This window comes from Streptomyces sp. NPDC001406 (assembly GCF_042895285.1).
In the GTDB taxonomy this organism is placed as follows: Bacteria; Actinomycetota; Actinomycetes; order Streptomycetales; family Streptomycetaceae; genus Streptomyces.
Map to the genome: position 1 here is coordinate 297579 of NZ_JBIAWG010000005.1, position 24536 is coordinate 322114.

A 24536-nucleotide genomic window follows, 5' to 3' on the forward strand; every position below is an offset into this window, starting at 1 on the left:
CGAGGTCCGACGACTCGGGAACGTGAGGCAACCGGAAGGAGCACCGCCCCGGCGACGCGCCGACCAACCACCGCAGGCACCGCCCGGCGCCCACGGTCTCGACGGCGCTCCCCCACGGCATCCGGCCCAGACCCCCTGCCGCAGCTCCTGACACAGAGGCGCAAGCCCAAGCAACCCCAGACGCCGACAGGTCCCCGGGCCCTGGGCACCGCACGCACCGCCCGGCCCCGCACGCTCCACAGCGCCGCGCGCCAACCCGGCCCGGGCCCCCTGCCCTACCGGGCCATCACCCGCCGCACTCCCGCAACTCCCCGCAAAGCGACGCAAGCTCAAATCGCGCCGTCGCCGTGCGGCTTGGGCGGTGTCGGTGCTTTCGTCCTATGACGTCGGGAGTTGCTTCCCGTAGTCGACGGTTTCGTTCTTCGGGGGTTGGGTCACGGTGAAGTTCTTGCCCCAGTCGGAGAAGCTGAGCGTTCCCGCGCTGCCGCCGCGGACCAGGCGGAGTGGGTACGGCTTGCCCTGCAGGGAGACGTCCAGCGTGCCGCCGGAGCCCTTGTCGCCGGTGATGCGGATGGTGCGGGTGCCCGACTGCTCGTGGTGCCCGTCCGTGGCCAGCGTGCCGTGCAGGGTCAGCAGGCCGTCGAGGAGCACGGCCTTGTCCGTGAAGCCGCTGAACTTCTTGTACACGGGATCGTCCTGCGGCACCTTCACGTACTTGCCGTCGAGCTTGTCCGCCGCCGCCGTGTCCCCGCCCTTGCCGTCGGCGCCGTCCGCGTGGCTCCAGAAGGCAGCGTCGGCCTTCAGATACAGGTGCTCGCCGATCCGCAGCACATGGAAGGTCGTCCCCTCCGAGGTGACCGCCCCGATGCCGCCCTCCGGCTTCAGGCGCATGTCGAGCCGGTACGTGTGCCCGCGGGTGACGACCGTCCCGGACAGCCGCACCGCGTCCACGGAGCCGGCGGCCGCCCTGGTCCTGCTCTGGATCTTCTCCGCGGACAGCTTGCCCACGCCGTTGGTGCCCGCGTCCGGATCCTCGTTGCACGCCGCGAGCGCCGCCGTTCCCGTCATCACCAGTGCGCACGTCGCGCTCACGAGCACGGCGCGGCGGATACGGCCCTGGGAAATCGCAGTCACAGGTGGGGCTGCCTTTCTGACGGGTCCTGAGCGGCGTACCGCAGCGTACCGGGGGCGCACCCGCCAGGCGGAGCCGGTCCGTCCGGACCGCTCACCAGGGCGTGCCCGATCAGGACGGGCTAGCCTGAAGCCCACCGAGCGGGCAATTCGGGAAAGGAACGCGATCCACAGCACTCCTGTACATAAAGGGAGCACAGTCATGGCAGCCGGCGCCCCCCGGATCTTCGTCTCGCATCTCGCCGGTGTCCCCGTCTTCGATCCGAACGGCGACCTGGTGGGCCGCGTGCGCGACCTGGTGGTCATCCTCCGGGTCGGACGACGTCCCCCGCGGCTGCTCGGACTGGTCGTGGAACTGTCCACCCGGCGCCGTATCTTCCTGCCCATGACCCGGGTGACCAGTATCGAGTCCGGCCAGGTCATCGCCACCGGCGTGCTCAACGTCCGCCGCTTCGAGCGCCGGCCCACCGAACGCCTCGTCTTCGGAGAACTGCTCGACCTGCGCGTCAAACTCGTCGAGACCGACGAGGAGGTCACCGTCCTGGACGTGTCCGTGCAGCAGCTGCCGGCCCGCCGGGACTGGGAGGTCGACCGGGTCTTCGTCCGCAAGGGGAAGAAGGGCAGCGCCTTCCGGCGTGCCAAGGGGGAGACGCTCACCGTCGAGTGGTCCGCCGTCACCGGGTTCTCCCTGGCGGAGCACGGTCAGGGCGCCGAGAGCCTGCTCGCCACCTTCGAGCAGCTGCGCCCCGCCGACCTCGCCAACGTCCTGCACCACCTCTCCCCCAAGCGGCGCGCCGAGGTCGCCGCCGCCCTCGACGACGACCGTCTCGCCGACGTCCTGGAGGAGCTGCCCGAGGACGACCAGATCGAGATCCTCGGCAAGCTGAAGGAGGAGCGCGCCGCGGACGTCCTGGAGGCCATGGACCCGGACGACGCGGCCGACCTGCTCGCCGAGCTCCCGGAGGCCGACAAGGAACGGCTGCTGAGCCTGATGCAGCCCGCCGACGCGGCCGACATGCGGCGCCTGATGTCGTACGAGGAACACACCGCCGGCGGCCTCATGACCACCGAGCCCATCGTGCTGCGCCCGGACGCGACCGTCGCCGACGCCCTCGCCCGCGTCCGCAACCCGGACCTGTCCCCCGCCCTTGCCGCCCAGGTCTACGTCTGCCGGCCGCCGGACGAGACACCGACCGGCAAGTACCTGGGCACGGTCCACTTCCAGCGCCTGCTGCGCGATCCGCCGTACACCCTGGTCAGCTCGCTGGTCGACGACGACCTGCAGACACTCGACCCGGAGGCCACCCTGCCGATCATCGCCGGGTTCTTCGCCACGTACGACATGGTGGCGGCGCCCGTGGTCGACGAGGCGGGCTCGCTGCTCGGCGCGGTCACCGTGGACGACGTACTGGACCACATGCTCCCCGACGACTGGCGGGAGACGGAGTTCCACCTGGACGAGGAGACCGACCGGGCAACGGGAGCGGGTGCGGGCGGAGGAGCGGGCCCGGACAAGGGGGCGGGTGCGCATGGTTCCTGAGCGGGAGACCGCCGCCCGCGAGCGCACCCTGGCCGGCGCCACCGCCGCCACCCGGCCGCGCACGCCCCGGCTCGACCAGCCGCGGCCGCGGCGGCGCCGGATCATGCCCGAGTGGGACCCGGAGGCCTTCGGACGGCTGTCGGAGAAGATCGCGCGCTTCCTGGGCACGGGACGCTTCATCGTCTGGATGACGGTCGTCATCATCCTGTGGGTGCTGTGGAACATCACCGCGCCGGCCGCCCTGCGCTTCGACAACTACCCCTTCATCTTCCTGACCCTGATGCTGTCCCTCCAGGCCTCCTACGCGGCGCCGCTGATCCTGCTCGCGCAGAACCGGCAGGACGACCGCGACCGCGTCAACCTCGAACAGGACCGCAAGCAGAACGAGCGGTCCATCGCGGACACCGAATACCTCACCCGGGAGATCGCCGCCCTGCGCATGGGTCTGGGCGAGGTGGCGACCCGGGACTGGATCCGCTCCGAGCTGCAGGACGCCGTCAAGGACCTGGAGCAGCTGCGGCGCCAGGACGGACACCCCGCATTCCCGGCAGAGCGGACGGATCGCTCGGCCGGACGTGACGCAGAAGACCACTGAGGGGCTACCCGGACGCCGCACGGATCGCCGTACCATCGTCCTTATGGCTACGGAAGACGCGGTGCGCGAAGCACTGGCGACGGTGAACGACCCCGAGATCAACCGCCCCATCACCGAACTGGGGATGGTCAAATCCGTGGAGATCGGAGCGGACGGCGCGGTCGCGGTCACCGTGTACCTGACGGTCTCCGGCTGCCCGATGCGCGAGACGATCACGCAGCGCGTGACCGACGCGGTCTCCCGGGTCGAGGGCGTCACCCGCGTCGACGTCACGCTCGACGTCATGAGCGACGAGCAGCGCAAGGAGCTGGCGAACGCCCTGCGCGGCGGCCAGGCCGAGCGCGAGGTCCCCTTCGCCAAGCCCGGCAACCTGACCCGGGTGTACGCGGTCGCCTCCGGCAAGGGTGGCGTCGGCAAGTCCTCGGTGACGGTGAACCTGGCGGCGGCGATGGCCGCGGACGGTCTGAAGGTGGGCGTGGTCGACGCCGACATCTACGGCCACAGCGTGCCGCGCATGCTGGGCGCGGACGGCCGTCCGACCCAGGTCGAGAACATGATCATGCCGCCGTCCGCGCACGGCGTGAAGGTCATCTCGATCGGCATGTTCACCCCGGGCAACGCGCCGGTCGTCTGGCGCGGTCCGATGCTCCACCGCGCGCTCCAGCAGTTCCTGGCCGACGTGTACTGGGGCGACCTGGACGTGCTGCTGCTCGACCTGCCGCCCGGCACGGGTGACATCGCCATCTCGGTCGCCCAGCTGATCCCGAACGCGGAGATCCTGGTCGTGACGACCCCGCAGCAGGCGGCCGCGGAGGTCGCCGAGCGCGCCGGATCCATCGCCGTCCAGACCCACCAGAAGATCGTCGGTGTGGTCGAGAACATGTCCGGCCTGCCCTGCCCGCACTGCGGCGAGATGGTCGACGTCTTCGGCACGGGCGGCGGCCAGCTGGTGGCCGACGGCCTGTCCCGCACCACGGGCACGACCGTCCCCGTCCTCGGCAACATCCCGATCGACGTCCGCCTGCGCGAGGGCGGCGACGAGGGCAAGCCGGTCGTCCTGACCGACCCCGACTCCTCGGCGGGCGCGGCACTGCGGTCGATCGCGGGGAAGCTCGGCGGACGCCAGCGTGGCCTTTCCGGGCTGTCGCTGGGGATCACCCCGAAGAACAAGTTCTAGGGTCCTGGGGTCTTCCACGACCCTGTGCCGAGGGGCGCCGCTGTTGCCGCGGCGCCCCTTTGCGCATGTCCCCGTCGGCTAGGGGGTGTCGTTTGGATCATCCCGGCGTCGCGGACCCTGGCACGCACTCCCCCAAGCTCTCGGCTTCGCTCGACCAGTGGGCACCCCCATGACCCCGCTCGGGGTCGGCCAGGCCGCACCGTTCGTCACGGCCGGCCTGATCCAAACGACACCCCTAGGCGTACGCCGCGATGTCCTTGATCATGGCGAAGCCGAGCCCGTATGCGCTCATGCCCCTTCCGTACGCCCCCACGTGCACCCCCTCCTGCGTCGACCCGGCGAGCACCCAGCCGAATTCGGACTCCCGGTAGTGGAAGGGAGTCGGCACGCCGTCGACGGGCAGGGACAGGGTCGACCAGTCCGGGCCGGTGAGGTCGTCCGCGAGGACCCACGCCGTCTCGGTCTGCTGCTCCAGCCAGTCGTCACGGAGGCTGTGGTCCATCTGGCCGGGCCAGGTGAAGGACAGCAGCCCCACACCGGCCAGCCAGGCCGCCGAGGAGACCGTGGTGGCCTCCAGGAAGCCCGTGCCGTCCGCGCTGCGCCGGGAGGGGTTCGCCGCGACGGTCACCACGACGGCGAACTTCTCCCGGGGCTCCGTCGCGGAGCCGACCGCGTACTCGTTCTTCACGGAGGGTTCGTCCCCGTGCCCGATCGAACCGTGCTCGACGGCGCCGTCGGCCGCCGTACCGACCTGCATCAGCCAGCGCGGCCCCGTGAAGGCCTCGTCGAGGCCGTACCACGGGAAGGGCGCCAGCAGGTAGCCGTCGACCGTACGCCGGGCGTAGGGGACCTGCCGGCCACCCTCCGCATCCGGCGCCTGCGCGACCGCCCCACTTGTCGTCTCCATGTGCCCGGACGCCTCCTCGCTCTCGTCGGACCGGGGTGGCCCGCCCCCCTTCGGGCGTACTCGTCCGGTCCGCACAACAACTCGGCAGCATATCCACCTCGCTGCGAGCAGCAGGGAAACCGCCCGCCGCGTGGGTCGTACGCGCGGCCTGTTCACGCCGCACGGGGCGCATGCGCGGTATGAAACGCGTCACGTCCCGGCGCAGGGGCGCACCGGGACGCGCAGTTCACGGGCGTACGACGGTCAGGTGGCGTCCGCGTCGAAGGGCGGACGCTCGTCCTTGGCGGGGTCTTCGGGCTTCTTCGTCATGTCGATGCGGCCACCGGACGAGGACGAGGAGGACGAGGAGGAGGACGAGGAGTCCGTGTCGCGGCTGTGGACCGCGTCCGTGACCTCGGCCATCTCCTTCTTCAGGTCGAAGCCGTTGCGGATCTCCTTCAGGCCCAGTTCGTCGTTGTCCAGTTGCTTGCGGATGAACGCCTTGGGGTTGAGGTCCTCGAACTCGAAGTCCTTGAACTCCGGGCCCAGCTCGGCGCGGATGTCCTGCTTGGCGCTCTCCGAGAACTCGCGGATCTTCCGGACCGTACGCATGACGTCCTGGATGACCTTCGGGAGCTTGTCCGGACCGAAGACGAGCACGGCCAGCACGATGATCGTGAGCAGCTCGAGCGGTCCTATGTCATTGAACACCTGAAGCTCCTTGCGATGTCCTCGGTCCTCGGCCCTCGGCGGTCTGTGTCACTGGTGTTCCGTGGTCCGGGCCGGGTCCACGGTACCCGGCGGACCTGTCCGATCGGTACCGTCCCGAGGTGTCCGAGTGCGTGTAGAGCACCGGTTTTTGGGGTTGTTTGCCTTGTGGGGGCATGTGCCGGGCTTCACCTGTGAGGTTTCTGTCAGTTGCGGTCGGACGATCCGAGCACCAGCGAGACCGACCTGGGCCCGCCGTCGCGCTCGACGGTCAGCCGCAGTCGGTCGCCGGGACGGTGGGCCCGGGTCTTCACGATCAGTTCCTCCCCGGAGTGGACGGGCCGGCCATCCACCTCGGTGATGACATCGCCCGACCGGAGTCCGGCCTTGTCGCCGGGCCCGCCCGTGGTGACCGCGGGTGAGCCCTTGGCGCCCTTGGTGCCGATACGGGCGCCGTCGCCCGTGTAGCCCATGTCGAGGGTGATCCCGATGACCGGGTGGGCCGCCTTGCCCTTGTTGATCAGTTCCTCGGCGACCCGCCTGGCCTGGTTGACCGGGATGGCGAAGCCGAGTCCGATGGAGCCGGCCTGGCCGTCTCCCGAGCCCGAGGCGCTGTCGGCGGACCGTATGGCGGAGTTGATGCCGATGACGTGGGCCTGCGAGTCGAGGAGGGGTCCACCCGAGTTGCCGGGGTTGATGGGCGCGTCGGTCTGCAGGGCGTCGACGTACGACACGTCGCTCCCGTCCTCGCTCTCCCCGCCGGCCGTGATGGGCCGCTCCTTGGCGCTGATGATGCCGGAGGTGACGGTGTTGGCGAGGTCGAAGGGGGCGCCGATGGCGACGACGGGGTCGCCGACCTGGACGTTGTCGGAGTTGCCGAGCGGCAGGGGCTTGAGCCCGTGCACCCCGGTCACCTGCACGACGGCGAGGTCGTAGCCGGTGTCCCGGCCGACGATCCTGGCCTTGGCGGTGTCCCCGCTGCTGAAGGTCACCGATATCTCGCCGCCCGACGCGGCGAACTCGACGACATGGTTGTTGGTGAGGATGTGGCCGCGCGTGTCGAGCACGAAGCCCGTGCCGGTGCCCTGCTCGTTGCTTCCGGTCACATGCAGGGTGACCACGCTCGGCAGCGCACGGGCGGCGATCCCGGCCACGCTGTCCGGGGCCCGCCCGGCCGCCACCTTGCCCGACTGCGGCAGCTGGATGTCCCCCACACCGCCGTTGCGCTCCAGATAGGCCCCGACGGCCCCGCCGACGCCCCCGGAGACGAGGGCGAGCACCAGGGCCCCGCCGACGAGGGCCCGCGTGGCCCGCTTGCGCCGCTGCTGCTGGGTGGGGACCGCGGCGCCGTTCTGCTGGAGGGGGGCGTGGGCGGAGGCCCGGCCGGCGGACCAGGGGTCGTAGCGCCGCCAGGGATCGGCATGCGGGGTGAGGGCCTGGGCCTCGGGGGGCGGGAGCGGGGCGTCATGGGGCACGGGGGTCGCCGGGACGGGGGCCGGCAAGGCGTGCGGCAGCCCAGGGGCGGGGACCGGCGGGGCGTGCGGCGACACGGGGGCAGGGACCGACGAGCCCTGCGCCAACCCAGGAGCAGGAGCCGACGAGCCCTGCGCCAACCCAGGAGCAGGAGCCGACGAGCCCTGCGCCAACCCAGGAGCAGGAGCCGACGAGACCTGCGCCAACCCAGGAGCAGGGACCGGCGAGCCCTGCGCCAACCCAGGAGCAGGGACCGGCGAGCCCTGCGCCAACCCAGGAGCAGGGACCGACGAGCCCTGCGCCAACCCAGGAGCAGGGACCGACGAGCCCTGCGCCAACCCAGGAGCAGGGACCGGCGAGCCCTGCGCCAGCCCAGGGGCAGGAGCAGGCGAGGGCTGCGGCGGCGCCGGCGCGGGGGCGGGTGTGGGCAGCGTCGTGCCGTGCGCGGGTGTGGTCGCCGGGTGCTGGACCGGCGGAGCGGGGGCCCAGGGGCCCGGTTCGCCGTACGGCGGCGTGCTGTACGGGTCGGGGTCGTGCAGGGGCTTGGGGCGGTCGGTGGCGGACGGTACGGCGGGAGTGCCGGGCTCGGGCGCGGCGGTGCCGGGCGCCGACGGGGGCCGGGCGTCGGGCAGGGTCGACGTGTCGACTCGCTCCTCGACGCCGCCCTGCACGGGGAAGCCCGCGTCCCGTACGGCCGGCTCGGCGCCCTGCCCCTCGCGCTCCGCGTCCGGACGCGAGGGCGCCTCCAGCTCGAAGTCGCCGTCGGCGGGTGGCGCCGGGCGGGCCAGCTCGAAGTCACCCTCGCTGTCGTCCGGCACCGGAACCGCGGCCGCGGCATCCCCGGCCTCCGGAGTCTGTGGCCGAGGCCGACTCCACCACTTCGCCTTGGCGGGCTTCGTCGGTTTCCCCTCGTTCATGCTCTCCCCACAGCTGGCCGCGGAACGTCGACTCCGCGCCCGGAAACTCCGCCGCGGGCACGGCCCTCACCGGATTCAACCAGGTTCGGGGGACAGCGCGCAGAGACCGGTCAGGGGGCCGTACGGGACGAGGAGGAGGGGGTGGGAGCGGAGGTGGTGTCGGGGACGGGCGCGGCGAGCAGGCCGGGGCCGGTGACCTCGGGCGCCGAGGACCACGAGGTCAGGGCGACCGGCGGGGTCGTGTCGAGCGGTCGTATCAACGGGGACATGGCGGCCGCGCCGGCCACGACGGGCGCGGTCAGCCTGTGCACGGCGTCCTGGCCCTGCCCGTCGGCGGGGGACGGCACCCCGGGCACCAGAGGCGCGGACATCGAGGTCGGCACCACGGGAGTCTCCCCGAGCAGCGTGCCCTGGGCGAGCAGCGGTCCGACGGCGCGACGGCGCTGGGTTTCGGGCGCCGAAGCGGGCCCTCCGCCCTGGGTGCGGGCCGGTGTGACATTGCTGCCGCTGCCGGAGCCGCCGCGGGCGTCCGCCGCCGTGTCGCCCGGGATGCCCGTGGTCACGCCGCCCAGCGCGACCGCGGCCAGGGACACCGCCCCGGCCGCGACGAACGCGAACCGCAGCCCGCGCGAGGCGGACCGGTCGGCGTCGGGGCGGCCGAAGGGGTGGATGCGGAAGCCACGGTCGGCGGCGGAGGGTGAGGCGTGGGTGGCGGGGACATAGCCGAACTCGAACCGGTCGGGGCGTCGGACCCCGAAGACCCCGGTGTCGGAGGCGCGCCCGGACAGGCCGGTGCCGCCCAGCGGCGAGCCCGTGTCGTCATCGTCGCCGCCACCGGGGAGTCCCTGGAGACGGGCCAGGAAGCTCTCGGACGGCGGAGGCGGGGCCGCCTCCGCGAAGACGTTCTTCAGCCGGCGCTGGGCGTCCGCCTCCGCCTTGCACTTGGCGCAGGTGGCCAGGTGGGCCAGGACGCGGTCGCGCGACTCATGACCGAGTTCCCCGTCCACGAGGGCGGAGAGCCGGTCTCCCAGGTGCTGCTCTGCGAGGCGTGCCTCGGCAGGTTTGGGTCGTGTTCCACTCACGCGGGCGCGCCCCCTCCTCCCAGCGCGGGCACGCGTGCCACGAACGAGCGCCGCTCGGCGGCCCGGGCCTGAGGGGAACGGTGGGCGAGGGCCTTGCGCAGCTGCGAGCGGCCGCGGTGGATCCGGGAGCGGACCGTGCCCAGCTTCACACCGAGGGTCGCGGCGATCTCCTCGTACGACAGTCCTTCGATGTCGCACAGGACGACCGCGGCGCGGAACTCGGGCGCGAGGGTGTCGAGGGCCTGCTGGACGTCCGCGTCGAAGTGGGCGTCGTTGAAGACCTGCTGCGGGGTCGGCTCCTTGCTGGGCAGACGCTCTGCCGCGTCCTCGCCCAGGGCGTCGAAGCGGATGCGCTGCTTGCGACGGACCATGTCCAGGAACAGGTTCGTGGTGATGCGGTGCAGCCAGCCCTCGAAGGTGCCCGGCGTGTAGGTCGACAGGGAGCGGAAGACACGGACGAAGACCTCCTGGGTGAGGTCCTCGGCGTCGTGCTGGTTGCCCGTGAGGCGGTAGGCCAGGCGGTAGACCCGGCCGCTGTGCGTGCTGACGATCTCCTCCCATGTGGGCGGAGTCCATGCCTGAGCGTCCGCGTCGGTGGAGAACGTCGCGGTCTGGGCAAGGCCGGCGGCGTGGCTGGCGTCAGCAGCGGTGTCGTTCACGGATTTCGGCCTGCCCGCCGATCCGAGAAAGCGCCGAAGCACTCCTCCCCGATCCACAGGCTCAGCCGCACCTCCCCTGTCGGCTCTGGTGGTGTCCAGTGGAGCCCCTACCATAGCCACCTCGCCCGTTAGCTCCGGATAAGCGGTTTTACGAGAATTTGATCTGGGCTGATACGGCTCATACGGCTGCGTCAGCACTTGCTCGGCGTCCTGGTCCATCTCTTACCCCCCGTCGGGTCCCCCCACCACTCGCTCATCCCTTTAAACGCCCGGTCCCATCTGCGGGTTCCCGGGGCCAACGGATACAGTCACGCCGAGGCAACCACGGGGACAGGAGAGGGTCATTACCGGCAACCGGCAGACGAGCTGGGCGTTCGCCGACGCCTTTGTCGCCGAGGACGACGCGCTTCGCTGGGCCCGTGACCGGGCCCGGGAGGCGGGCCTGCGCTCGGTGTCGCCCGGCGCGGGCGCCGCGCTGCGGTTGCTCGCCGCCACCGTGGACGCCAAGGCGGTCGCGGAGATCGGCACCGGCTGCGGGGTGTCGGGGATCCATCTGCTGCACGGCATGCGGCCGGACGGCGTGCTGACCACCGTGGATCCCGAGCCGGAGCACCAGCAGTTCGCCCGGCAGGCCTTCCGCGCCTGCGGCTTCGCCAGCAACCGGGCCCGCTTCATCCCCGGCCGCGCCCTGGACGTGCTGCCCCGGCTCGCGGACGCGGGCTACGACTTGGTCTTCTGCGACGGCGACCGCCTGGAGTACCTGGACTATCTCGCTGAATCGTTGCGTCTGCTCCGGCCGGGTGGCGTGGTGGTCTTCGAGGGCGTCTTCGGCAACGGCCGGACGGTCGACTCGGGACCGCAGCCCACGGAGGTGCTGCGGCTGCGCGAGCTGCTGCGCACGGTGCGCGAGAGCCAGGAGCTGGTGCCCTCACTGCTGCCGGTGGGCGACGGCCTGCTGTGTGCCGTCAAGCGCTGACCGCGCGCGCGGACGGCAGTGCGGTCGACGGACCTGCGCCCGGGAACGCAGCTGCCCCGGCACCGCGTACGGTGCCGGGGCAGCTGAAAGGTATGGTCGCTGGCGCGTCAGACGACGACCTTCTTGAGGGCGTCGCCGAGCGCCTCGGCCTCGTCAGGGGTCAGCTCGACGACGAGCCGACCGCCGCCTTCGAGCGGAACGCGCATGACGATGCCCCGCCCCTCCTTGGTCACCTCGAGCGGGCCATCGCCCGTCCGCGGCTTCATGGCCGCCATGCTCGTTCCCCTTCCTGAAACCAGCTCATCGTCTGCCGACGGCCCTGGAGGGCACGCGCGATCCGTGTGGGACACGCGACACCGGCATCGAACACATTGCTTCCAAGCCATTATCCCGCATCTCAGGACCCGATGACCAACATCAGTCGGCATCGCTTGGGCAACGCGCGCGAGCAAAACCACTCAATTCGGCGATGTGACTGCGATACTGCGCCACCGCACGGACATCGGCCGACGAAAACCGTGGCGGATTTCTTTGACGCAGGTCACACGTCGGGTCCGGCCCGTGGACGGGGTTCTCCGCCATGCTGTCCTCAGACAACGGCGTACCGAGCGGTACGTCACAGCCGCCACAGCAGAGGGGATGCGCCATGGCCGACACCGTGCTCTACGAGGTGACCGACGGGCTCGCGACGATCACGCTGAACCGCCCCGAGGCGATGAACGCGCTGAACATCGCGGCCAAGGTCGCCCTGCGGGACGCGGCACAGGAGGCGGCGGGCGACGGGTCCGTGCGGGCGATCCTGCTCACCGCCGCCGGGGACCGGGCGTTCTGCGTGGGCCAGGACCTCAAGGAACACATCGGGCTGCTCGCGGCCGACCGCGAGACGGGGGCCGGGCAGACGATGACCACGGTGAAGGAGCACTACAACCCGATCGTGCGGGCCCTCGCGGGGGCCGCGAAGCCGGTGGTCGCCGCGGTGAACGGGGTCGCGGCCGGGGCGGGCTTCGGTTTCGCGCTGGCGGCGGACTACCGGGTGGTGGCGGACACCGCGGCCTTCAACACGTCGTTCGCCGGGGTGGCGCTGACCGCCGACTCCGGCATCTCCTGGACGCTGCCGCGGGTCGTGGGCCCCTCGCGCGCCGCGGACCTGCTGCTCTTCCCGCGCAACATCAGCGCGCAGGACGCGTACGAGCTCGGCATCGCCAACCGGCTCGTGCCGGCCGCCGAGCTGCGGGCCGAGGCCGAGAAGTTCGCCCGGAAATTGGCCGACGGGCCGACGGTGGCCTACGCGGCGCTCAAGGAGTCGGTCGCCTTCGGGCTCACGCACTCCCTGGACGAGACGCTGGACAAGGAGGACGAGCTGCAGACCCGTGCGGGCAGGTCCGAGGACCACGCGATCGCGGTGCAGGCGTTCGTGAACAAGGAGAAGCCGAAGTATCTGGGCCGGTGACGGACAGCCGTCGGCTCTCGGCCGACGGCTTCTTCCGCACCCGACGGTCTACGTGTTCCGGCTTGCGCAGCCTTCCAGGTGGTCGTTGACCAGTCCGCACGCCTGCATCAGCGCATAGGCCGTCGTCGGGCCTATGAAGCGCAGGCCCCGCTTCTTGAGGGCCTTGGACAGGGCCGTGGACTCCGGGGTGACCGCGGGGACGTCGGAGAGGGTCTTCGGGGCCGGGCGGGCGGCCGGGTCGGGGGCGTGGGACCAGATCAGGGTGTCCAGCTCGCCCGAGGACCACTGCGCGAGCACGCGCGCGTTGGCGAGGGTGGCGTCGATCTTGGCGCGATTTCTGATGATGCCGGGGTCCACGAGAAGGCGTTCGCGGTCGTCGTCCGTGAAGGTGGCGACCTTCTCGATCCTGAAGTCGGCGAAGGCGGCGCGGAAGCCCGGGCGGCGGCGCAGGATCGTGATCCACGACAGGCCCGACTGGAAGGCCTCCAGGCTGAGGCGCTCGTAGAGGGCGTCGTCGCCGTGGACGGGGCGGCCCCACTCCTCGTCGTGGTACGTCACGTAGTCGTCGGTGGACAGCGCCCAGGGGCAGCGCGGCGTGCCGTCGGGACCGGCCAGGGCGGTGCCGTCGCTCACCGCTGGTCCTCCTGCGCGGGCTTGTCCAGCCGGACGTGCGCGGCGGCCTGGGCACCGGCGAGCGCGGACTCCAGGTGGGCGATACGGGCGTCCCGCTCGGCGAGTTCGGCACCGAGGCGGCCGAGGGCGTCGTCCACGTCCGCCATGCGGTAGCCGCGGGGGGCGAGCGGGAAGCGGAGGCTCTCCACGTCCGCGCGGCCGACGGGGCGGTCCGGGGGCAGCGAGTCGTCGAGGCGCTCGGGCGCGACCTCGGGCAGGGGGCCGGTGGCGCCCTCGCCGCCGCCCACCACGGCGAGTGTCACCGCGGCGACCACGACGGCGAGCGCGACGACCAGGAACAAGAACATAACCATCGCTGGGTCCCCACGCTCTGTAGTGCTCGGTCTCGAAAGTCTCTCGCTCCGATCGTGCCATGCGAGTCTGACAGTTAGGGTCACAGGCGGGCGCGGGGCGGGACAACAAGCAGGACTCACTGGAAGAGGTCACAGGGGATGCTCAGGCTGGGCAGGCGGGAATTCGAGCCGCACGAGCCGGTGATCATGGCGATCGTGAACCGGACCCCGGACTCCTTCTACGACCAGGGGGCGACCTTCCGTGACGAGCCGGCGCTCGCGCGCGTGGAGCAGGCGGTGACCGAAGGTGCCGCGATCATCGACATCGGCGGGGTGAAGGCCGGGCCCGGGGACGAGGTGACCGCGGAGGAGGAGGCGCGGCGGACGGTCGGCTTCGTGGCCGAGGTACGGCGGCGGTTCCCCGACGTGATCATCAGCGTGGACACCTGGCGGGCCACGGTCGGGGAGGCCGTGTGCGAGGCCGGGGCGGACCTGCTGAACGACGCCTGGGGCGGGGTGGATCCGGGGCTGGCCGCGGTCGCGGCACGGTACGGGGTGGGGCTGGTGTGCACGCACGCGGGGGGCGCCGAGCCGCGGACCCGGCCGCACCGGGTGGCGTACGACGACGTCATGGCCGACATCCTCCGGGTGACCGTGGGACTGGCCGAGCGTGCGGTGGCGTTGGGCGTGCCCCGTGAGTCGGTGATGATCGATCCCGGTCACGACTTCGGGAAGAACACGCGGCACAGTCTTGAGGCGACCCGGCGGCTGGACGAGATGGTGGCCACGGGGTGGCCGGTGCTGGTGTCGCTGTCCAACAAGGACTTCGTCGGGGAGACGCTGGACCGGCCCGTGAAGGAGCGGGTGTTGGGGACGCTGGCGACGACCGCGGTGTCCGCGTGGCTCGGCGCCCAGGTGTACCGGGTCCACGAGGTGGCAGAGACGAAGCAGGTCCTGGACATGGTGACGTCGATCGCGGGCCACCGCCCGCCGACGGTCGCGCGCAGGGGGTTGGCGTAGACGCTCCCCGCCGACGCCAACCCCCCGCTGCCGCTCACTCGAGCGTGCGCCCGATGTGTTCGATGTGAAGGGTCCGTGCCTCCGGGTCGAGGCGGTACAGGATGCGCCAGGGGCCACGGTGAAGTCGACGGTGGTGGGTACCCCAGGCCCTGGAACCTTCAGGCCTGGGGTCCTCGGCGAGTTGATCGGTCGCCTGGAGGAGGGTGTCCACTCCGTGGGGGTCGTCCTTGAGGAAACCGGTGGCTTCGTCGAGCGCCATCGGCTCCCACTGGACCTCCCAGGTCACTCCGTACTCCTCCCTGCGGCTTCGAGGAGTATCCGCCGGGCCTCCGCATGGGGGACGGGGACTTCGGTGCGCCCCAGAGCACGGTCCCGCTCAAGGCGGGCCAGCGCCAGAGCATCCTCAAGGTCTTCCAGTTCCGCCGGAGAGACGAGGACGGCAGTCGGGATGCCACGGTCGGTCAAGGTGATGTGCTCGTGCTGGGCAGCCCGGCGGGCAAGCTCGCCGAGCTTGCCCCTCGCCTCGGCGATGGGATAGCTAGCAGACATGTATCTACTGTACACTCAGATTACACTTCGCCCCGGCGCCTAACGCGCAGCTTCCTTCGACACCAGCGCCACCGCCTCCTCCACGTCGTCCGTGACGTGGAAGAGGAGCAGGTCCTTTTCGGAGGCCTTGCCCTGGGCGATCACGGTGCTCCTCAGCCAGGTGACCAGTCCGCCCCAGTACTCGGTGCCGAAGAGGACGATGGGGAAGCGCGTGACCTTCTGGGTCTGCACGAGGGTGAGGGCCTCGAAGAGCTCGTCCAGGGTGCCGAGGCCGCCGGGGAGCACCACGAAGCCCTGCGCGTACTTCACGAACATCATCTTCCGGACGAAGAAGTACCGGAAGTTGAGGCCGATGTCGACGTAGGGGTTGAGGCCCTGCTCGAAGGGCAGCTCGATGCCGAGGCCGACCGAGGTGCCGCCCGCCTCGCAGGCGCCCTTGTTGGCCGCCTCCATCGCGCCGGGACCGCCGCCGGTGATCACCGCCCAGCCGGCCTCCACCAGCCCGCGGCCGAGCCGCACACCGGCGTCGTACTCCCAGGAGTCCACCGGAGTGCGCGCCGAGCCGAACACACTGATCGCGGGCGGGAGTTCGGCCAGGGTGCCGAAGCCCTCGATGAACTCCGACTGGATCCGCAGGACCCGCCAGGGATCCGTGTGGACCCAGTCGGACGGGCCGCCCGCGTCCAGCAGGCGCTGGTCCGTCGTGCTCGCGGTGACCTGACCCCGGCGCCGGAGGACCGGCCCCAGGCGCTGCTCCTCCGGTGGGCGCTTCTTGCCCTCGGGGTTGCCAGTAGCCATGTGCGCTCCCTCCGCGTGCAGGTGTATCCACGCAAGAGTAGATCCACCCTGGTTACGCACGGGGGACGTGAGCATGTCCGCAATGAAGCGTCAGGCCCACACCCGTCGCGCGTCTCAGCTCGTCAGCCAGGCCCGCAGACGCTCCTCGCCCGCCAGGATCTTGGCGATTTCTACCCTTTCATCCCTTTTGTGCGCCAAGTGGGGGTTTCCGGGGCCGTAGTTGACCGCCGGGATGCCCAGGGCGGAGAAACGGGAGACATCCGTCCAGCCGTACTTCGGCTGCGGGGTGCCCCCGACCGCCTCGATGAAGGCCGCCGCGGCCGGGTGGGACAGCCCCGGCAGCGCACCGCCGCTGTGGTCGTCCACCACGAACTCCGCCACACCGCAGTCCGCGAAGACCTCGTGGACGTGAGCGAGCGCCTCCTCCTCGGACCGGTCCGGGGCATAGCGGAAGTTGACCGCCACCACGCACTCGTCGGGGATGACGTTGCCCGCCACCCCGCCGGAGATACGCACCGCGTTCAGGCCCTCGCGGTACTCCAGGCCGTCGATCACCGGGTAGCGCGGTTCGTACGCCGCCAGGCGGGCCAGGATCGGGGCCGCCGCGTGGATCGCGTTGGAGCCCATCCAGCCGCGCGCCGAGTGGGCCCGCTCGCCCTTCGTCCGCAGCAGCACCCGCAGGGTGCCCTGGCAGCCGCCCTCGACCTGGCCGTCGGAGGGCTCCAGCAGCACCGCGAAGTCGCCCGTCAGCCAGTCGGGGTGCGCCTCGGCCACGTGCTTGAGGCCGTTCAGGTCGGCGGCGACCTCCTCGTTGTCGTAGAAGACGAAGGTCAGGTCGCGGTTGGGGGCGGGGACGGTGGCCGCGATGCGCAGCTGGACGGCCACGCCGGACTTCATGTCGCAGGTGCCGCAGCCCCACAGGACGCCGTCCTCGTCGAGGCGCGAGGGGACGTTGTCGGCGATCGGGACCGTGTCGATGTGGCCGGCCAGGATCACCCGCTCCGCCCGGCCCAGCCGCGTACGGGCGACGACGTTGTTGCCGTACCGGTCGACCGTCAGATGCGGCAAGGAGCGCAGGGCGGCTTCGATCGCGTCGGCGAGGGGCATCTCGGTGCCGCTCTCCGAGGGGAAGTCGACCAGCCGCGCCGTGAGCGCGGCGGCGTCCAGCGTCAGGTCAAGCGTGGTGTCGGCCATGGTGACGACCCTAACGCTCCCCCGGCCCGGCCGGGCCGCACCAGCAGGCGCCACCCGCCTCCCGGGCCCCGGAGGCCTCCAGTACCTTGTACGGGTGCCAGAGCCGTCCCCCACTTCTCCCAAGCGTCGCGGCCGCCTCTTCCGTTTCAGCGCGGCCTTCTTCGTCCTGCTGGCCGTCGCGGGCTATCTCGTGGTGCAGTACGTCACGGGTGGCACCAGAGCCCCGGGCTGCAAGGTCGTCTCGGCCGAAGGCGGCGAGACCCCGTACGAGTTCACGCCCGAGCAGGCGGTGAACGCGGCGACGATCGCCGCCGTCGGCACCGGACGCGGCATGCCCGAGCGCGCCGTGACCATCGCGCTGGCGACCGCGCTGCAGGAGTCGGGCCTGCGCAACATCGAGCACGGCGACCGTGACTCGCTGGGCCTGTTCCAACAGCGGCCCTCGCAGGGCTGGGGCACCGAGAAGCAGATCATGGACCCGACCTACTCGGCGGGCATCTTCTACGAGCACCTGGCCAAGGTGCCCGACTACAAGGAACTCCCGCTCACGGTGGCCGCGCAGCGCGTGCAGCGCAGCGGCTTCCCGGAGGCGTACGCCAAGCACGAGCCGGACGCCAAGCTGCTCGCCGCGGCCCTGACCGGGCAGGCGGCGGCCACGCTGACCTGCCAGGGGCGCCCCGCGACGGGCACCTCGGCCGAGGCGGCGGCGACGGGTCCGGACGCCGTACGGGCCGCGCTGGTACGGGACTTCGGGCGCGACGCGCTCCAGGAGGCCGGCGCCGAGGTGAGCGGTACGGCCGAGGCGAGTCCGTCCCCGAGCATGACCGCCGACTCGGGCGCCAGGACCGTGACCGTGCCGGTGCCGGACGACCGGAAGCCCGGCGGGACCGGGCGGACCGAGCGGGAGCGGGGCTGGCAGTTGGCCCACTGGGCGGTGGCCAACTCCTCAGCGCTGCACATCGCACGGGTCTCGTACGCGGGGCGGGTGTGGGCAGCCGGGAGCACCGACAGCCAGTGGCGCGCGGCCGGCACGACGGGTGCCGCGGGTGCGGAGAAGTCGGCGGGGTCCGTTCGGATCGTGACCGGGCAGTAGTACGGGGGTTCACTCGCGGGGGTCACCCTGCGGGTGGTGACGCGGCGGTGTGCGCAGGTTTTCGTGCGGTCACTCTCCTGGTCGTAAACGCCCTTGGAAACAAAGGGCCGTAAGGATTCTGCGAAGTCGTACGGCGGGTGACTTTTGCCCGTTTTTATCCACAGCAGATAATGCGATGCGTTGCCAACTCTTTACCTTTGGGCTCCGCAACCTTCGTGGGCTTCGAGCGGTAGTCACTGCGTCCGAGCCCGGAGATCAACTGCCGGACACGGTCGGACACTTCAACGTTCTCTCCCGTCGAATGGAGCATCATGTCCCTCCCCCTGACCCGCAGGATCGCCCGTGCCGCGCTGCTCGTCGCAGCGGGAGCGGCCGCCGGGGTCGGTGCGGCCGGCTCCGCGAGCGCTGCCCCCGATCTGCCGGCCACCCCGAACCTCGGCGGCCTGACCGCCCTGGACGGGGCGCAGGTCGGCAACACGGCCGACGGTGCCACGCAGCACGTCACCGGGCTCGCGGGCGACGCGGGCGGCCAGGCGGTCAAGAAGGCGGTGCCGGCCGCGGGCAAGGCCGGCGGCAAGGCCGTGCAGAAGGCGGCGCCCGCCGCACAGAAGGCCGCGGGGGACGCGGCCGGATCCGCCGGACAGGTCCTCGGCGCCACGGCCGGGACGGCGACCAAGGGTGGGCTGCCCACGGACTCCCTCACCAAGGGCGGGCTGCCGACGTCCACGCTGCCGATGAGCAGCCTGCCGCTCGGCTAGGCAGCCAGGTCTCGACAGCGCGAAGGGGTCCAGGGAACTCTCCCTGGACCCCTTCGTGCTGTGCAGTGCAGTGCCCTGCTGTGCAGTGCTGTGCTGTCCGGGCCGAACTAGCCCGCCAGTCGCGCCACCGCGGCCGCCACGCGCTCGTCCGTCGCCGTCAGGGCCACGCGGACGAACTTCTCGCCCGCCGTGCCGTAGAAGTCGCCGGGGGCGACCAGGATGCCCCGCTCGGCAAGACGGGCCACCGTGTCCCAGCAGGACTCGTCCCGGGTGACCCAGAGGTACAGGCCGGCCTCGCTGTGCTCGATGCGGAAGCCGTGGGCCAGCAGGGCGTCGCGCAGGGCCGTGCGCCGGGCGGCGTAGCGTTCGCGCTGCTCGCGGACGTGGATGTCGTCGGACAGGGCCGCGACGACCGCCGCCTGCGTGGGCGCCGAGGTCATCATGCCGCCGTGCTTGCGGATCTCCAGGAGGGGGCCCAGGACGGCCGGGTCGCCTGCCAGGAAGGCCGCGCGGTAGCCCGCCAGGTTGGACCGCTTGGAGAGGGAGTGGACCGAGACGATGCCCTCGTACGAGCCGCCGTTGACGTCCGGGTGCAGGACCGAGACCGGGTCGGCCTCCCAGCCCAGCTCCAGGTAGCACTCGTCGGAGAAGAGCAGGACGCCGTGCTCACGGGCCCAGGCGACGATCCGGGTGAGTTCCTCCTGGCCCAGCACCCTGCCCGTGGGGTTGGACGGCGAGTTCAGCCAGAGAAGCTTGAGGTTCGTGGGGTCGAGCTCGGTCGGGTCGTCGTAGACCTCGTACTCGGCGCGGGCCAGGCGGGCGCCGACCTCGTAGGTCGGGTAGGCCAGACGGGGGTACGCGACCCGGTCGCCGGGGCCGAGGCCCAGCTGGGTGGGGAGCCAGGCCACCAGCTCCTTGGAGCCGACGATCGGCAGGACATGGCGGTGGGTGACCTCACGGGCGCCCACCCGGCGCTCCAGCCAGCCCGTGATCGCGTCGCGCAGCGCCGGCGTGCCCCAGACGGTCGGATAGCCCGGCGAGTCGGCGGCGGCGATCAGGGCCTTCTGGATCAGCTCGGGGACCGGGTCGACCGGGGTGCCGACGGACAGGTCGACGATGCCGTCCGGGTGCGCCGCGGCCGTCTTCTTGTACGGCTCCAGCTTGTCCCAGGGAAAGGTGGGCAGACGGTCGGAGACTGCGGACACGATGTTCTGGCTCACTTTCGTCGGTACGGCAAACGCCTCGGTCCCGTACGGCGTTGATCAAGGCGATCGGGCCGTACGGGACCGAGGCGGCGCGCTGCGGGCTGCTCGGCCGCCTGCGGATTACTCGGCCTGCGGCGGCAGCGCGGCGATGAGGGGGTGGTCGCGCTCGATCAGGCCCAGCTTGCTGGCGCCACCGGGAGAGCCGAGCTCGTCGAAGAACTCGACGTTGGCCTTGTAGTAGTCCTTCCACTCCTCCGGAGTGTCGTCCTCGTAGAAGATCGCCTCGACCGGGCAGACCGGCTCACAGGCACCACAGTCGACGCATTCGTCCGGGTGGATGTACAAGGACCGCTGGCCCTCGTAGATGCAGTCGACCGGGCACTCCTCGATGCACGCCTTGTCCTTCACGTCGACACAAGGCTGCGCGATGACGTAGGTCACGCTGTCGTTCCTCCTCGATTGGGCGCTGGCGGGCCTCCGTAGGCTCCGCCGCCTGGCGCGCGGGAGCGCGGCGTCGTCGATGCCCGCCCCTAGTATCTCCGTTCTTGGGCATGATCCGAACAGGAGGGGTGAACCGACCTGTGGAAATCTCTGCCGCCGGGCGACTCGAGGTCCGTATCACCGCTGCTGACGTGGGTAAACGAGTCTCCGTACGGCGCTTGAGCGAACCTGGAACACGGGGTGAGAAGTTCACCGACACGGTGGGTGTTCTCACATCATGGGACAAGGGTGTGCTGCTGATCACACGCAAGAACGGGGAGACCGTCCGGATTCCGGAATCCTCGCTGGTCGCGGGCAAGGTCGTGCCGGCCGCCCCGGCGCGTCGGCGGGGTCCCGCCGCCTCCTACGAGGAGCTCGCGCGCGTCGCCTCCCGGGCCTGGCGGCCGGTGGAGAGCGAGCGGCTGGGCGAGTGGGAGCTGCGGGCCGCCGAGGGGTTCACGCGGCGGGCCAACAGTGTGCTTCCGCTCGGCGACCCCGGCCTTCCGCTCGACGCGGCGCTGGAGGCCGTACGACGCTGGTACGGCGAGCGCGGCCTGCCCGCGTACATCCAGACCGCGACCGGCGCCGAGGGCACGCAGGAGCTGCTGTGCGCGGAGCTGGAGCGGCGCGGCTGGGTGCGCGAGGTGACCGCCGAGCTGTGGATCGGCGCCCTGGCGCCGGTGGCCGACCGGGACGAGGGTGCCCGGGTGGTGCTGGACCGGGCGGCGGACGAGGCATGGCTGGACCGGTATCAGCGCAAGGGGGTGAGCGAGGTGGCCCTGAAGGTGCTGGGCAGCGGGCCGTCGGTGTGGTTCGCGACCGTCCCGGGTGAGGCCGGGGGCGCGCCGGCCGCGATCGGGCGGTGTGTCGTGGACGGCCGGTGGGCGGGCTTCGCGGCCGTCGAAGTGGCCCCGGAGCAGCGCAGACGCGGCCTGGGCAGTGCCGTGATGGCCGCTCTTGCCCGCCAGGCCCTGGCCGAGGGCGCCTCGGCCGCCTGGCTGCAGGTCGAGGAGGACAACGAGGCGGCCCGTGCGCTGTACGCCGCCATGGGCTTCGCCGCGCATCACGCGTATCACCACTACCGGGAGCCGGGTGCCTCCGGTGCCGGCCGGTGATACGGATCATCGCCGGTCGGTAGGACGGATCATCGTCGGTCGGTGGTACGGATCACCGTGAAAGGGCACGAGCCAGCTATGCGTCCCCCTTATCCCCCATCGCCGGAGCGGTCGGCCGAGGTGCGGCACCGGTTCGCCGAGGAGGCACGGTCCGAGCGGCCCGACCTCTCGGCGTTGTGTCTGCTGCTCGGCGCGGAGGCCGACGGCTCGCTCGACGAGACGGGCATGGACGCCGCGCAGATGGAGCTGGACCGGCTGGCGGGACAGCTGCCGTACCGGCCCGGCGGGCCCCTGGCCTGGGCGACGGCGCTGCACCACCTGCTCGGTGTCCGCTGCGAGTTCCACGGCTCCGCCGCGGACTACCGCCGTCTGGAGTCCTCCCTGCTGCACGAGGTGCTGCGGCGGCGGCGCGGGCTGCCGATCCTGCTGTCAGTGGTGTGGATGGAGGTGGCGCGCCGGGCGGGCGCGCCGGTGTACGGGGTCGCGCTGCCGGGGCACTTCGTGGTCGGGTTCGGGGCGGCCGGGGAGCAGGTGCTCGCCGATCCCTTCGACGGGGGCCGGGTGCTCACGGGGACGGACGCCGAGTTGCTCGTCGTCGGGGCGACGGGGGCTCCGCTGGATCCGGGCATGCTGGTGCCCGCGGATCCGCTGGATGTCGTCGTGCGGATCCTGAACAACATCCGGGCGTGGGCCGCGGCCCGGCCGGAGCGGTCGGACGTGGCGCTGTGGGCGGTGGAGCTGTCGTTGCTGATGCCCTCGCATCCGGCGCGGCTGCGCTACGAGCGGGCGCAACTGCTCGTGCAGCGCGGTGAGTTCCTCGCCGGGGCCGCGGAGCTGGAGGCGTACGCGGAGGTGGTGGCCGCGGTGGACGAACCGACCGCACAGCGGGTACGACGTCAGGCGCACACGGCGCGCTCCATGCTCAACTAGTAGCAGCCAGGGGGTGTTCCAGCGGGTTACAGCCAGCCCTTCTCCCGCGCGATCCGTACCGCCTCCGCCCTGTTCCGCACGGCCAGCTTCTGGATCGCCGTCGAGAGGTAGTTGCGGACCGTGCCCTGGGACAGGTGCAGGGCGGCTGCCAGTTCGGCGTTGGTGGAGCCGTCGGCCGCGGCGCGCAGCACCTCGCGTTCGCGGTCGGTGAGGGGGTTGGCGCCCTCGGCCAGGGCGGCCGCGGCGAGCGTGGGGTCGATGACCCGCTCGCCGGCCAGCACCTTGCGTACGGCCTCGGCGAGTTGGGCGGCCGGGGCGTCCTTGACCAGGAAGGCGTCCGCGCCCGCCTCCATGGCGCTGCGCAGATAGCCGGGGCGGCCGAAGGTGGTGAGGACGACCAGCTTGACCGCGGGAAGTTCCTTGTGGAGCCGGGCCGCGGCCTCGATTCCCGTGCAACCCGGCATCTCGATGTCGAGCAGGGCGACGTCCACACCGTGCTCCCGGGCGGCCGCCGACACCTCGTCGCCGCGCGAGACCTGGGCGACGACCTCGATGTCGTCCTCGAGGCCGAGCAGGGCGGCCAGCGCCTCGCGGACCATCGACTGGTCCTCGGCGAGGAGAACCTTGATCGTGCTGCTCATGCCCCGGATACTACGTCCACCCCACTGGCCGTGGGCACACGGGCGACCAGCCGGAACCCGTGCCTGACCCGGCCCGCCTCCAGCGTGCCGCCGACCTTCTCAAGGCGCTCGGTCAGACCGGTCAGGCCATTGCCGGGACCCTTGCCGGAGCCGCCCGATCCGTCGTCCTCGACGGAGAGTTCGAGGACCGGGCCGTCCAGCGTCTGGCGTCCGAGGAGCTCCACCGTGCAGCGTCCGGCACCGCTGTGCCGTACGACGTTGGTGACCGCCTCGCGCAGCGCCCAGGCGAGGGCGGACTCGCCCTCCTCGGGGACGCCGTCGAGGTCCGGTTCGGCGGGCACCTGGGCGGTGACCCCGGCGGCGGTCAGGGCGACCTGGGCACCGGCGAGTTCGGCGGCCAGCCGGGGACGCCGGTAGCCGGTGACCGCCTCGCGCACGTCGACCAGGGCCTGCCGGCTGACCTGTTCGATGTCGGCGACCTGCTGCGCCGCCTTGTCGGGGTGGTCGGGGAGCATCCGGCCGGCCAGTTCGCTCTTCAGCGTGATGAGGGAGAGCGAGTGGCCGAGCAGGTCGTGCAGGTCCCGGGCCAGGCGCAGCCGCTCCTCGTTGGCGGCGAGTTGGGCGACGGTGGCGCGGGCCTTGCGCAACTCGATGGTCGTACGGACCAGTTGGACGACCCCGGTCATGGCGAATCCGATGAGGAACACCAGGATCAGCAGGTCCAGGGCGTGCTGCTCGCCGACGTGCAGGCCGACCAGCAGCAGCACGCCCGCCGTCCCCGGGATCGCCCAGCAGGCGGCCCGCAGCGGGAGGGTGGCCCCGCAGGCGACGGAGACGTAGCAGTACAGGGCGAGCCAGGGCGCGCCGAGCGTGAAGGACAGCAGGGTCGCCAGGAGCCCGAGGACGGCGATCAGGGCGCCGACCCGCCTCGGGGTGGCCGGGCTGCCCATGTCCCGGAAGACCAGGGTCAGATAGACCCCGACGAAGACCGCCAGGCCCAGCCAGCCGGTCACGGTCGCCCCGGTGGTGTGGCTCCCGGAGACGAGGTCGTTGACCGGGGCGCTGAGGAAGACCAGCCAGACGCCGATCCACAGCATCTTGCGCAGGAACAGGTCGCGCCGGCTGCGGGGGGACTGTCCCAGGGGGATCAGCTGCTCCCGGCGGGCTTCCTCGGTCAGCGGGTCTTCCGTCATG

The 24536-nt window shown here is 71.7% G+C and carries 27 protein-coding genes and 1 pseudogene; 11 read left to right on the forward strand and 17 right to left on the reverse strand.

Features of this window, described 5'->3' with window-relative positions; translation table 11 throughout:
* Window positions 1-378: 378 nt before the first annotated feature.
* Complete coding sequence (locus ACFY1J_RS14365) at window positions 379-1134, reverse strand: hypothetical protein (protein ID WP_390731278.1); 756 nt, start codon at window positions 1132-1134, stop codon at window positions 379-381.
* Between the two features lie 199 nt (window positions 1135-1333).
* On the opposite strand from ACFY1J_RS14365, the gene ACFY1J_RS14370 reads away from it, so the two are divergent.
* The 3 genes from ACFY1J_RS14370 to ACFY1J_RS14380 are packed head-to-tail and all read left to right on the forward strand — an operon-like array spanning window position 1334 to window position 4443.
* Window positions 1334-2671 carry a magnesium transporter MgtE N-terminal domain-containing protein gene (locus tag ACFY1J_RS14370; protein ID WP_390708730.1) on the forward strand — a complete coding sequence of 446 codons (1338 nt, stop codon included), beginning with the start codon at window positions 1334-1336 and terminating at the stop codon, window positions 2669-2671.
* Window positions 2661-3266 (forward strand): DUF1003 domain-containing protein, encoded by a 606-nt coding sequence (locus tag ACFY1J_RS14375; protein WP_390708729.1) that lies wholly within the window; start codon window positions 2661-2663, stop codon window positions 3264-3266. Before ACFY1J_RS14370 ends, ACFY1J_RS14375 begins: the two co-directional genes overlap by 11 nt.
* Window positions 3267-3309: 43 nt before the next feature.
* Window positions 3310-4443, forward strand: coding sequence for an Mrp/NBP35 family ATP-binding protein (locus ACFY1J_RS14380; RefSeq protein WP_390708728.1), 1134 nt, complete (start codon window positions 3310-3312; stop codon window positions 4441-4443).
* A gap of 235 nt (window positions 4444-4678) precedes the next feature.
* Here the strand turns inward: ACFY1J_RS14380 and ACFY1J_RS14385 are convergent, their stop codons facing one another.
* The 3 genes from ACFY1J_RS14385 to ACFY1J_RS14395 all read right to left on the reverse strand — a co-directional run bounded on the left by ACFY1J_RS14385 (window position 4679) and on the right by ACFY1J_RS14395 (window position 7587).
* The gene (locus ACFY1J_RS14385) at window positions 4679-5350 is read right to left on the reverse strand and encodes a hypothetical protein (protein WP_390731279.1); all 672 of its coding nucleotides are present in this window, start codon (window positions 5348-5350) and stop codon (window positions 4679-4681) included.
* Between the two features lie 243 nt (window positions 5351-5593).
* Entirely contained in the window at window positions 5594-6040 is a 447-nt protein-coding gene (locus ACFY1J_RS14390) for a sec-independent translocase (RefSeq protein WP_390708726.1), read from the reverse strand.
* A 203-nt stretch (window positions 6041-6243) separates the two neighbouring features.
* Window positions 6244-7587 (reverse strand): S1C family serine protease, encoded by a 1344-nt coding sequence (locus ACFY1J_RS14395; protein WP_390731328.1) that lies wholly within the window; start codon window positions 7585-7587, stop codon window positions 6244-6246.
* Window positions 7588-7628: 41 nt separating this feature from the next.
* Here ACFY1J_RS14395 and ACFY1J_RS14400 point away from each other — a divergent pair.
* A pseudogene (locus ACFY1J_RS14400) lies at window positions 7629-7832 on the forward strand (2-oxoglutarate dehydrogenase, E2 component, dihydrolipoamide succinyltransferase); the annotation flags it as partial.
* 705 nt (window positions 7833-8537) lie between these two features.
* On the opposite strand, the gene ACFY1J_RS14405 reads toward ACFY1J_RS14400, so the two are convergent.
* Entirely contained in the window at window positions 8538-9509 is a 972-nt protein-coding gene (locus tag ACFY1J_RS14405) for an anti-sigma factor family protein (RefSeq protein ID WP_390708724.1), read from the reverse strand.
* Entirely contained in the window at window positions 9506-10210 is a 705-nt protein-coding gene (sigE, locus tag ACFY1J_RS14410; protein WP_390708723.1) for an RNA polymerase sigma factor SigE, read from the reverse strand. Before sigE ends, ACFY1J_RS14405 begins: the two co-directional genes overlap by 4 nt.
* A gap of 235 nt (window positions 10211-10445) precedes the next feature.
* Between sigE and ACFY1J_RS14415 the strand changes: the two genes are divergently transcribed.
* Complete coding sequence (locus ACFY1J_RS14415; RefSeq protein ID WP_390708984.1) at window positions 10446-11144, forward strand: O-methyltransferase; 699 nt, start codon at window positions 10446-10448, stop codon at window positions 11142-11144.
* 107 nt (window positions 11145-11251) lie between these two features.
* Here the strand turns inward: ACFY1J_RS14415 and ACFY1J_RS14420 are convergent, their stop codons facing one another.
* Window positions 11252-11419 carry a DUF3117 domain-containing protein gene (locus tag ACFY1J_RS14420; RefSeq protein WP_018544333.1) on the reverse strand — a complete coding sequence of 56 codons (168 nt, stop codon included), beginning with the start codon at window positions 11417-11419 and terminating at the stop codon, window positions 11252-11254.
* Window positions 11420-11790: 371 nt separating this feature from the next.
* Between ACFY1J_RS14420 and ACFY1J_RS14425 the strand changes: the two genes are divergently transcribed.
* A complete protein-coding gene (locus ACFY1J_RS14425; protein ID WP_390708722.1) occupies window positions 11791-12594 on the forward strand; it encodes an enoyl-CoA hydratase/isomerase family protein in 804 nt (267 codons plus the stop codon).
* Between the two features lie 48 nt (window positions 12595-12642).
* Here ACFY1J_RS14425 and ACFY1J_RS14430 read toward each other — a convergent pair whose 3' ends face one another.
* Window positions 12643-13227: a DNA-3-methyladenine glycosylase I gene (locus ACFY1J_RS14430; RefSeq protein ID WP_390708721.1), complete on the reverse strand. Its 585-nt coding sequence runs from the start codon at window positions 13225-13227 to the stop codon at window positions 12643-12645.
* Window positions 13224-13580 carry a DivIVA domain-containing protein gene (locus tag ACFY1J_RS14435; protein WP_363294046.1) on the reverse strand — a complete coding sequence of 119 codons (357 nt, stop codon included), beginning with the start codon at window positions 13578-13580 and terminating at the stop codon, window positions 13224-13226. Before ACFY1J_RS14435 ends, ACFY1J_RS14430 begins: the two co-directional genes overlap by 4 nt.
* A gap of 138 nt (window positions 13581-13718) precedes the next feature.
* Between ACFY1J_RS14435 and folP the strand changes: the two genes are divergently transcribed.
* Window positions 13719-14579: a dihydropteroate synthase gene (folP, locus tag ACFY1J_RS14440; protein ID WP_390708720.1), complete on the forward strand. Its 861-nt coding sequence runs from the start codon at window positions 13719-13721 to the stop codon at window positions 14577-14579.
* A 34-nt stretch (window positions 14580-14613) separates the two neighbouring features.
* On the opposite strand, the gene ACFY1J_RS14445 is transcribed toward folP, so the two are convergent.
* The 4 genes from ACFY1J_RS14445 to dapE all read right to left on the reverse strand — a co-directional run bounded on the left by ACFY1J_RS14445 (window position 14614) and on the right by dapE (window position 17120).
* Window positions 14614-14865, reverse strand: a complete 252-nt coding sequence (locus ACFY1J_RS14445; protein ID WP_390731280.1) for a type II toxin-antitoxin system RelE/ParE family toxin — start codon at window positions 14863-14865, stop codon at window positions 14614-14616.
* Window positions 14862-15128 (reverse strand): type II toxin-antitoxin system prevent-host-death family antitoxin, encoded by a 267-nt coding sequence (locus ACFY1J_RS14450; protein WP_390708718.1) that lies wholly within the window; start codon window positions 15126-15128, stop codon window positions 14862-14864. Before ACFY1J_RS14450 ends, ACFY1J_RS14445 begins: the two co-directional genes overlap by 4 nt.
* A 39-nt stretch (window positions 15129-15167) precedes the next feature.
* Window positions 15168-15926 carry a TIGR00730 family Rossman fold protein gene (locus tag ACFY1J_RS14455; protein ID WP_390708717.1) on the reverse strand — a complete coding sequence of 253 codons (759 nt, stop codon included), beginning with the start codon at window positions 15924-15926 and terminating at the stop codon, window positions 15168-15170.
* Window positions 15927-16040: 114 nt separating this feature from the next.
* Window positions 16041-17120, reverse strand: coding sequence for a succinyl-diaminopimelate desuccinylase (dapE, locus tag ACFY1J_RS14460; RefSeq protein ID WP_390708716.1), 1080 nt, complete (start codon window positions 17118-17120; stop codon window positions 16041-16043).
* Between the two features lie 94 nt (window positions 17121-17214).
* Between dapE and ACFY1J_RS14465 the strand changes: the two genes are divergently transcribed.
* Both ACFY1J_RS14465 and ACFY1J_RS14470 read left to right on the forward strand, forming a co-directional pair.
* The gene (locus tag ACFY1J_RS14465) at window positions 17215-18213 is read left to right on the forward strand and encodes a heavy metal transporter (protein WP_390708715.1); all 999 of its coding nucleotides are present in this window, start codon (window positions 17215-17217) and stop codon (window positions 18211-18213) included.
* A 311-nt stretch (window positions 18214-18524) separates the two neighbouring features.
* Window positions 18525-18971: an ATP-binding protein gene (locus tag ACFY1J_RS14470; RefSeq protein ID WP_390731281.1), complete on the forward strand. Its 447-nt coding sequence runs from the start codon at window positions 18525-18527 to the stop codon at window positions 18969-18971.
* 107 nt (window positions 18972-19078) lie between these two features.
* Here the strand turns inward: ACFY1J_RS14470 and ACFY1J_RS14475 are convergent, their stop codons facing one another.
* A complete protein-coding gene (locus ACFY1J_RS14475; protein WP_390708713.1) occupies window positions 19079-20176 on the reverse strand; it encodes a bifunctional succinyldiaminopimelate transaminase/glutamate-prephenate aminotransferase in 1098 nt (365 codons plus the stop codon).
* Between the two features lie 120 nt (window positions 20177-20296).
* Window positions 20297-20617, reverse strand: coding sequence for a ferredoxin (gene fdxA / locus ACFY1J_RS14480; RefSeq protein WP_263212261.1), 321 nt, complete (start codon window positions 20615-20617; stop codon window positions 20297-20299).
* A gap of 140 nt (window positions 20618-20757) precedes the next feature.
* On the opposite strand from fdxA, the gene ACFY1J_RS14485 reads away from it, so the two are divergent.
* Window positions 20758-21771, forward strand: coding sequence for a GNAT family N-acetyltransferase (locus tag ACFY1J_RS14485; RefSeq protein ID WP_390708712.1), 1014 nt, complete (start codon window positions 20758-20760; stop codon window positions 21769-21771).
* 78 nt (window positions 21772-21849) lie between these two features.
* Complete coding sequence (locus ACFY1J_RS14490) at window positions 21850-22701, forward strand: tetratricopeptide repeat protein (RefSeq protein ID WP_390708711.1); 852 nt, start codon at window positions 21850-21852, stop codon at window positions 22699-22701.
* 26 nt (window positions 22702-22727) lie between these two features.
* Here ACFY1J_RS14490 and ACFY1J_RS14495 read toward each other — a convergent pair whose 3' ends face one another.
* A complete protein-coding gene (locus ACFY1J_RS14495) occupies window positions 22728-23342 on the reverse strand; it encodes a response regulator transcription factor (RefSeq protein WP_390708710.1) in 615 nt (204 codons plus the stop codon).
* A complete protein-coding gene (locus tag ACFY1J_RS14500) occupies window positions 23339-24535 on the reverse strand; it encodes a sensor histidine kinase (protein ID WP_390708983.1) in 1197 nt (398 codons plus the stop codon). Before ACFY1J_RS14500 ends, ACFY1J_RS14495 begins: the two co-directional genes overlap by 4 nt.
* Window position 24536: the final 1 nt, after the last annotated feature.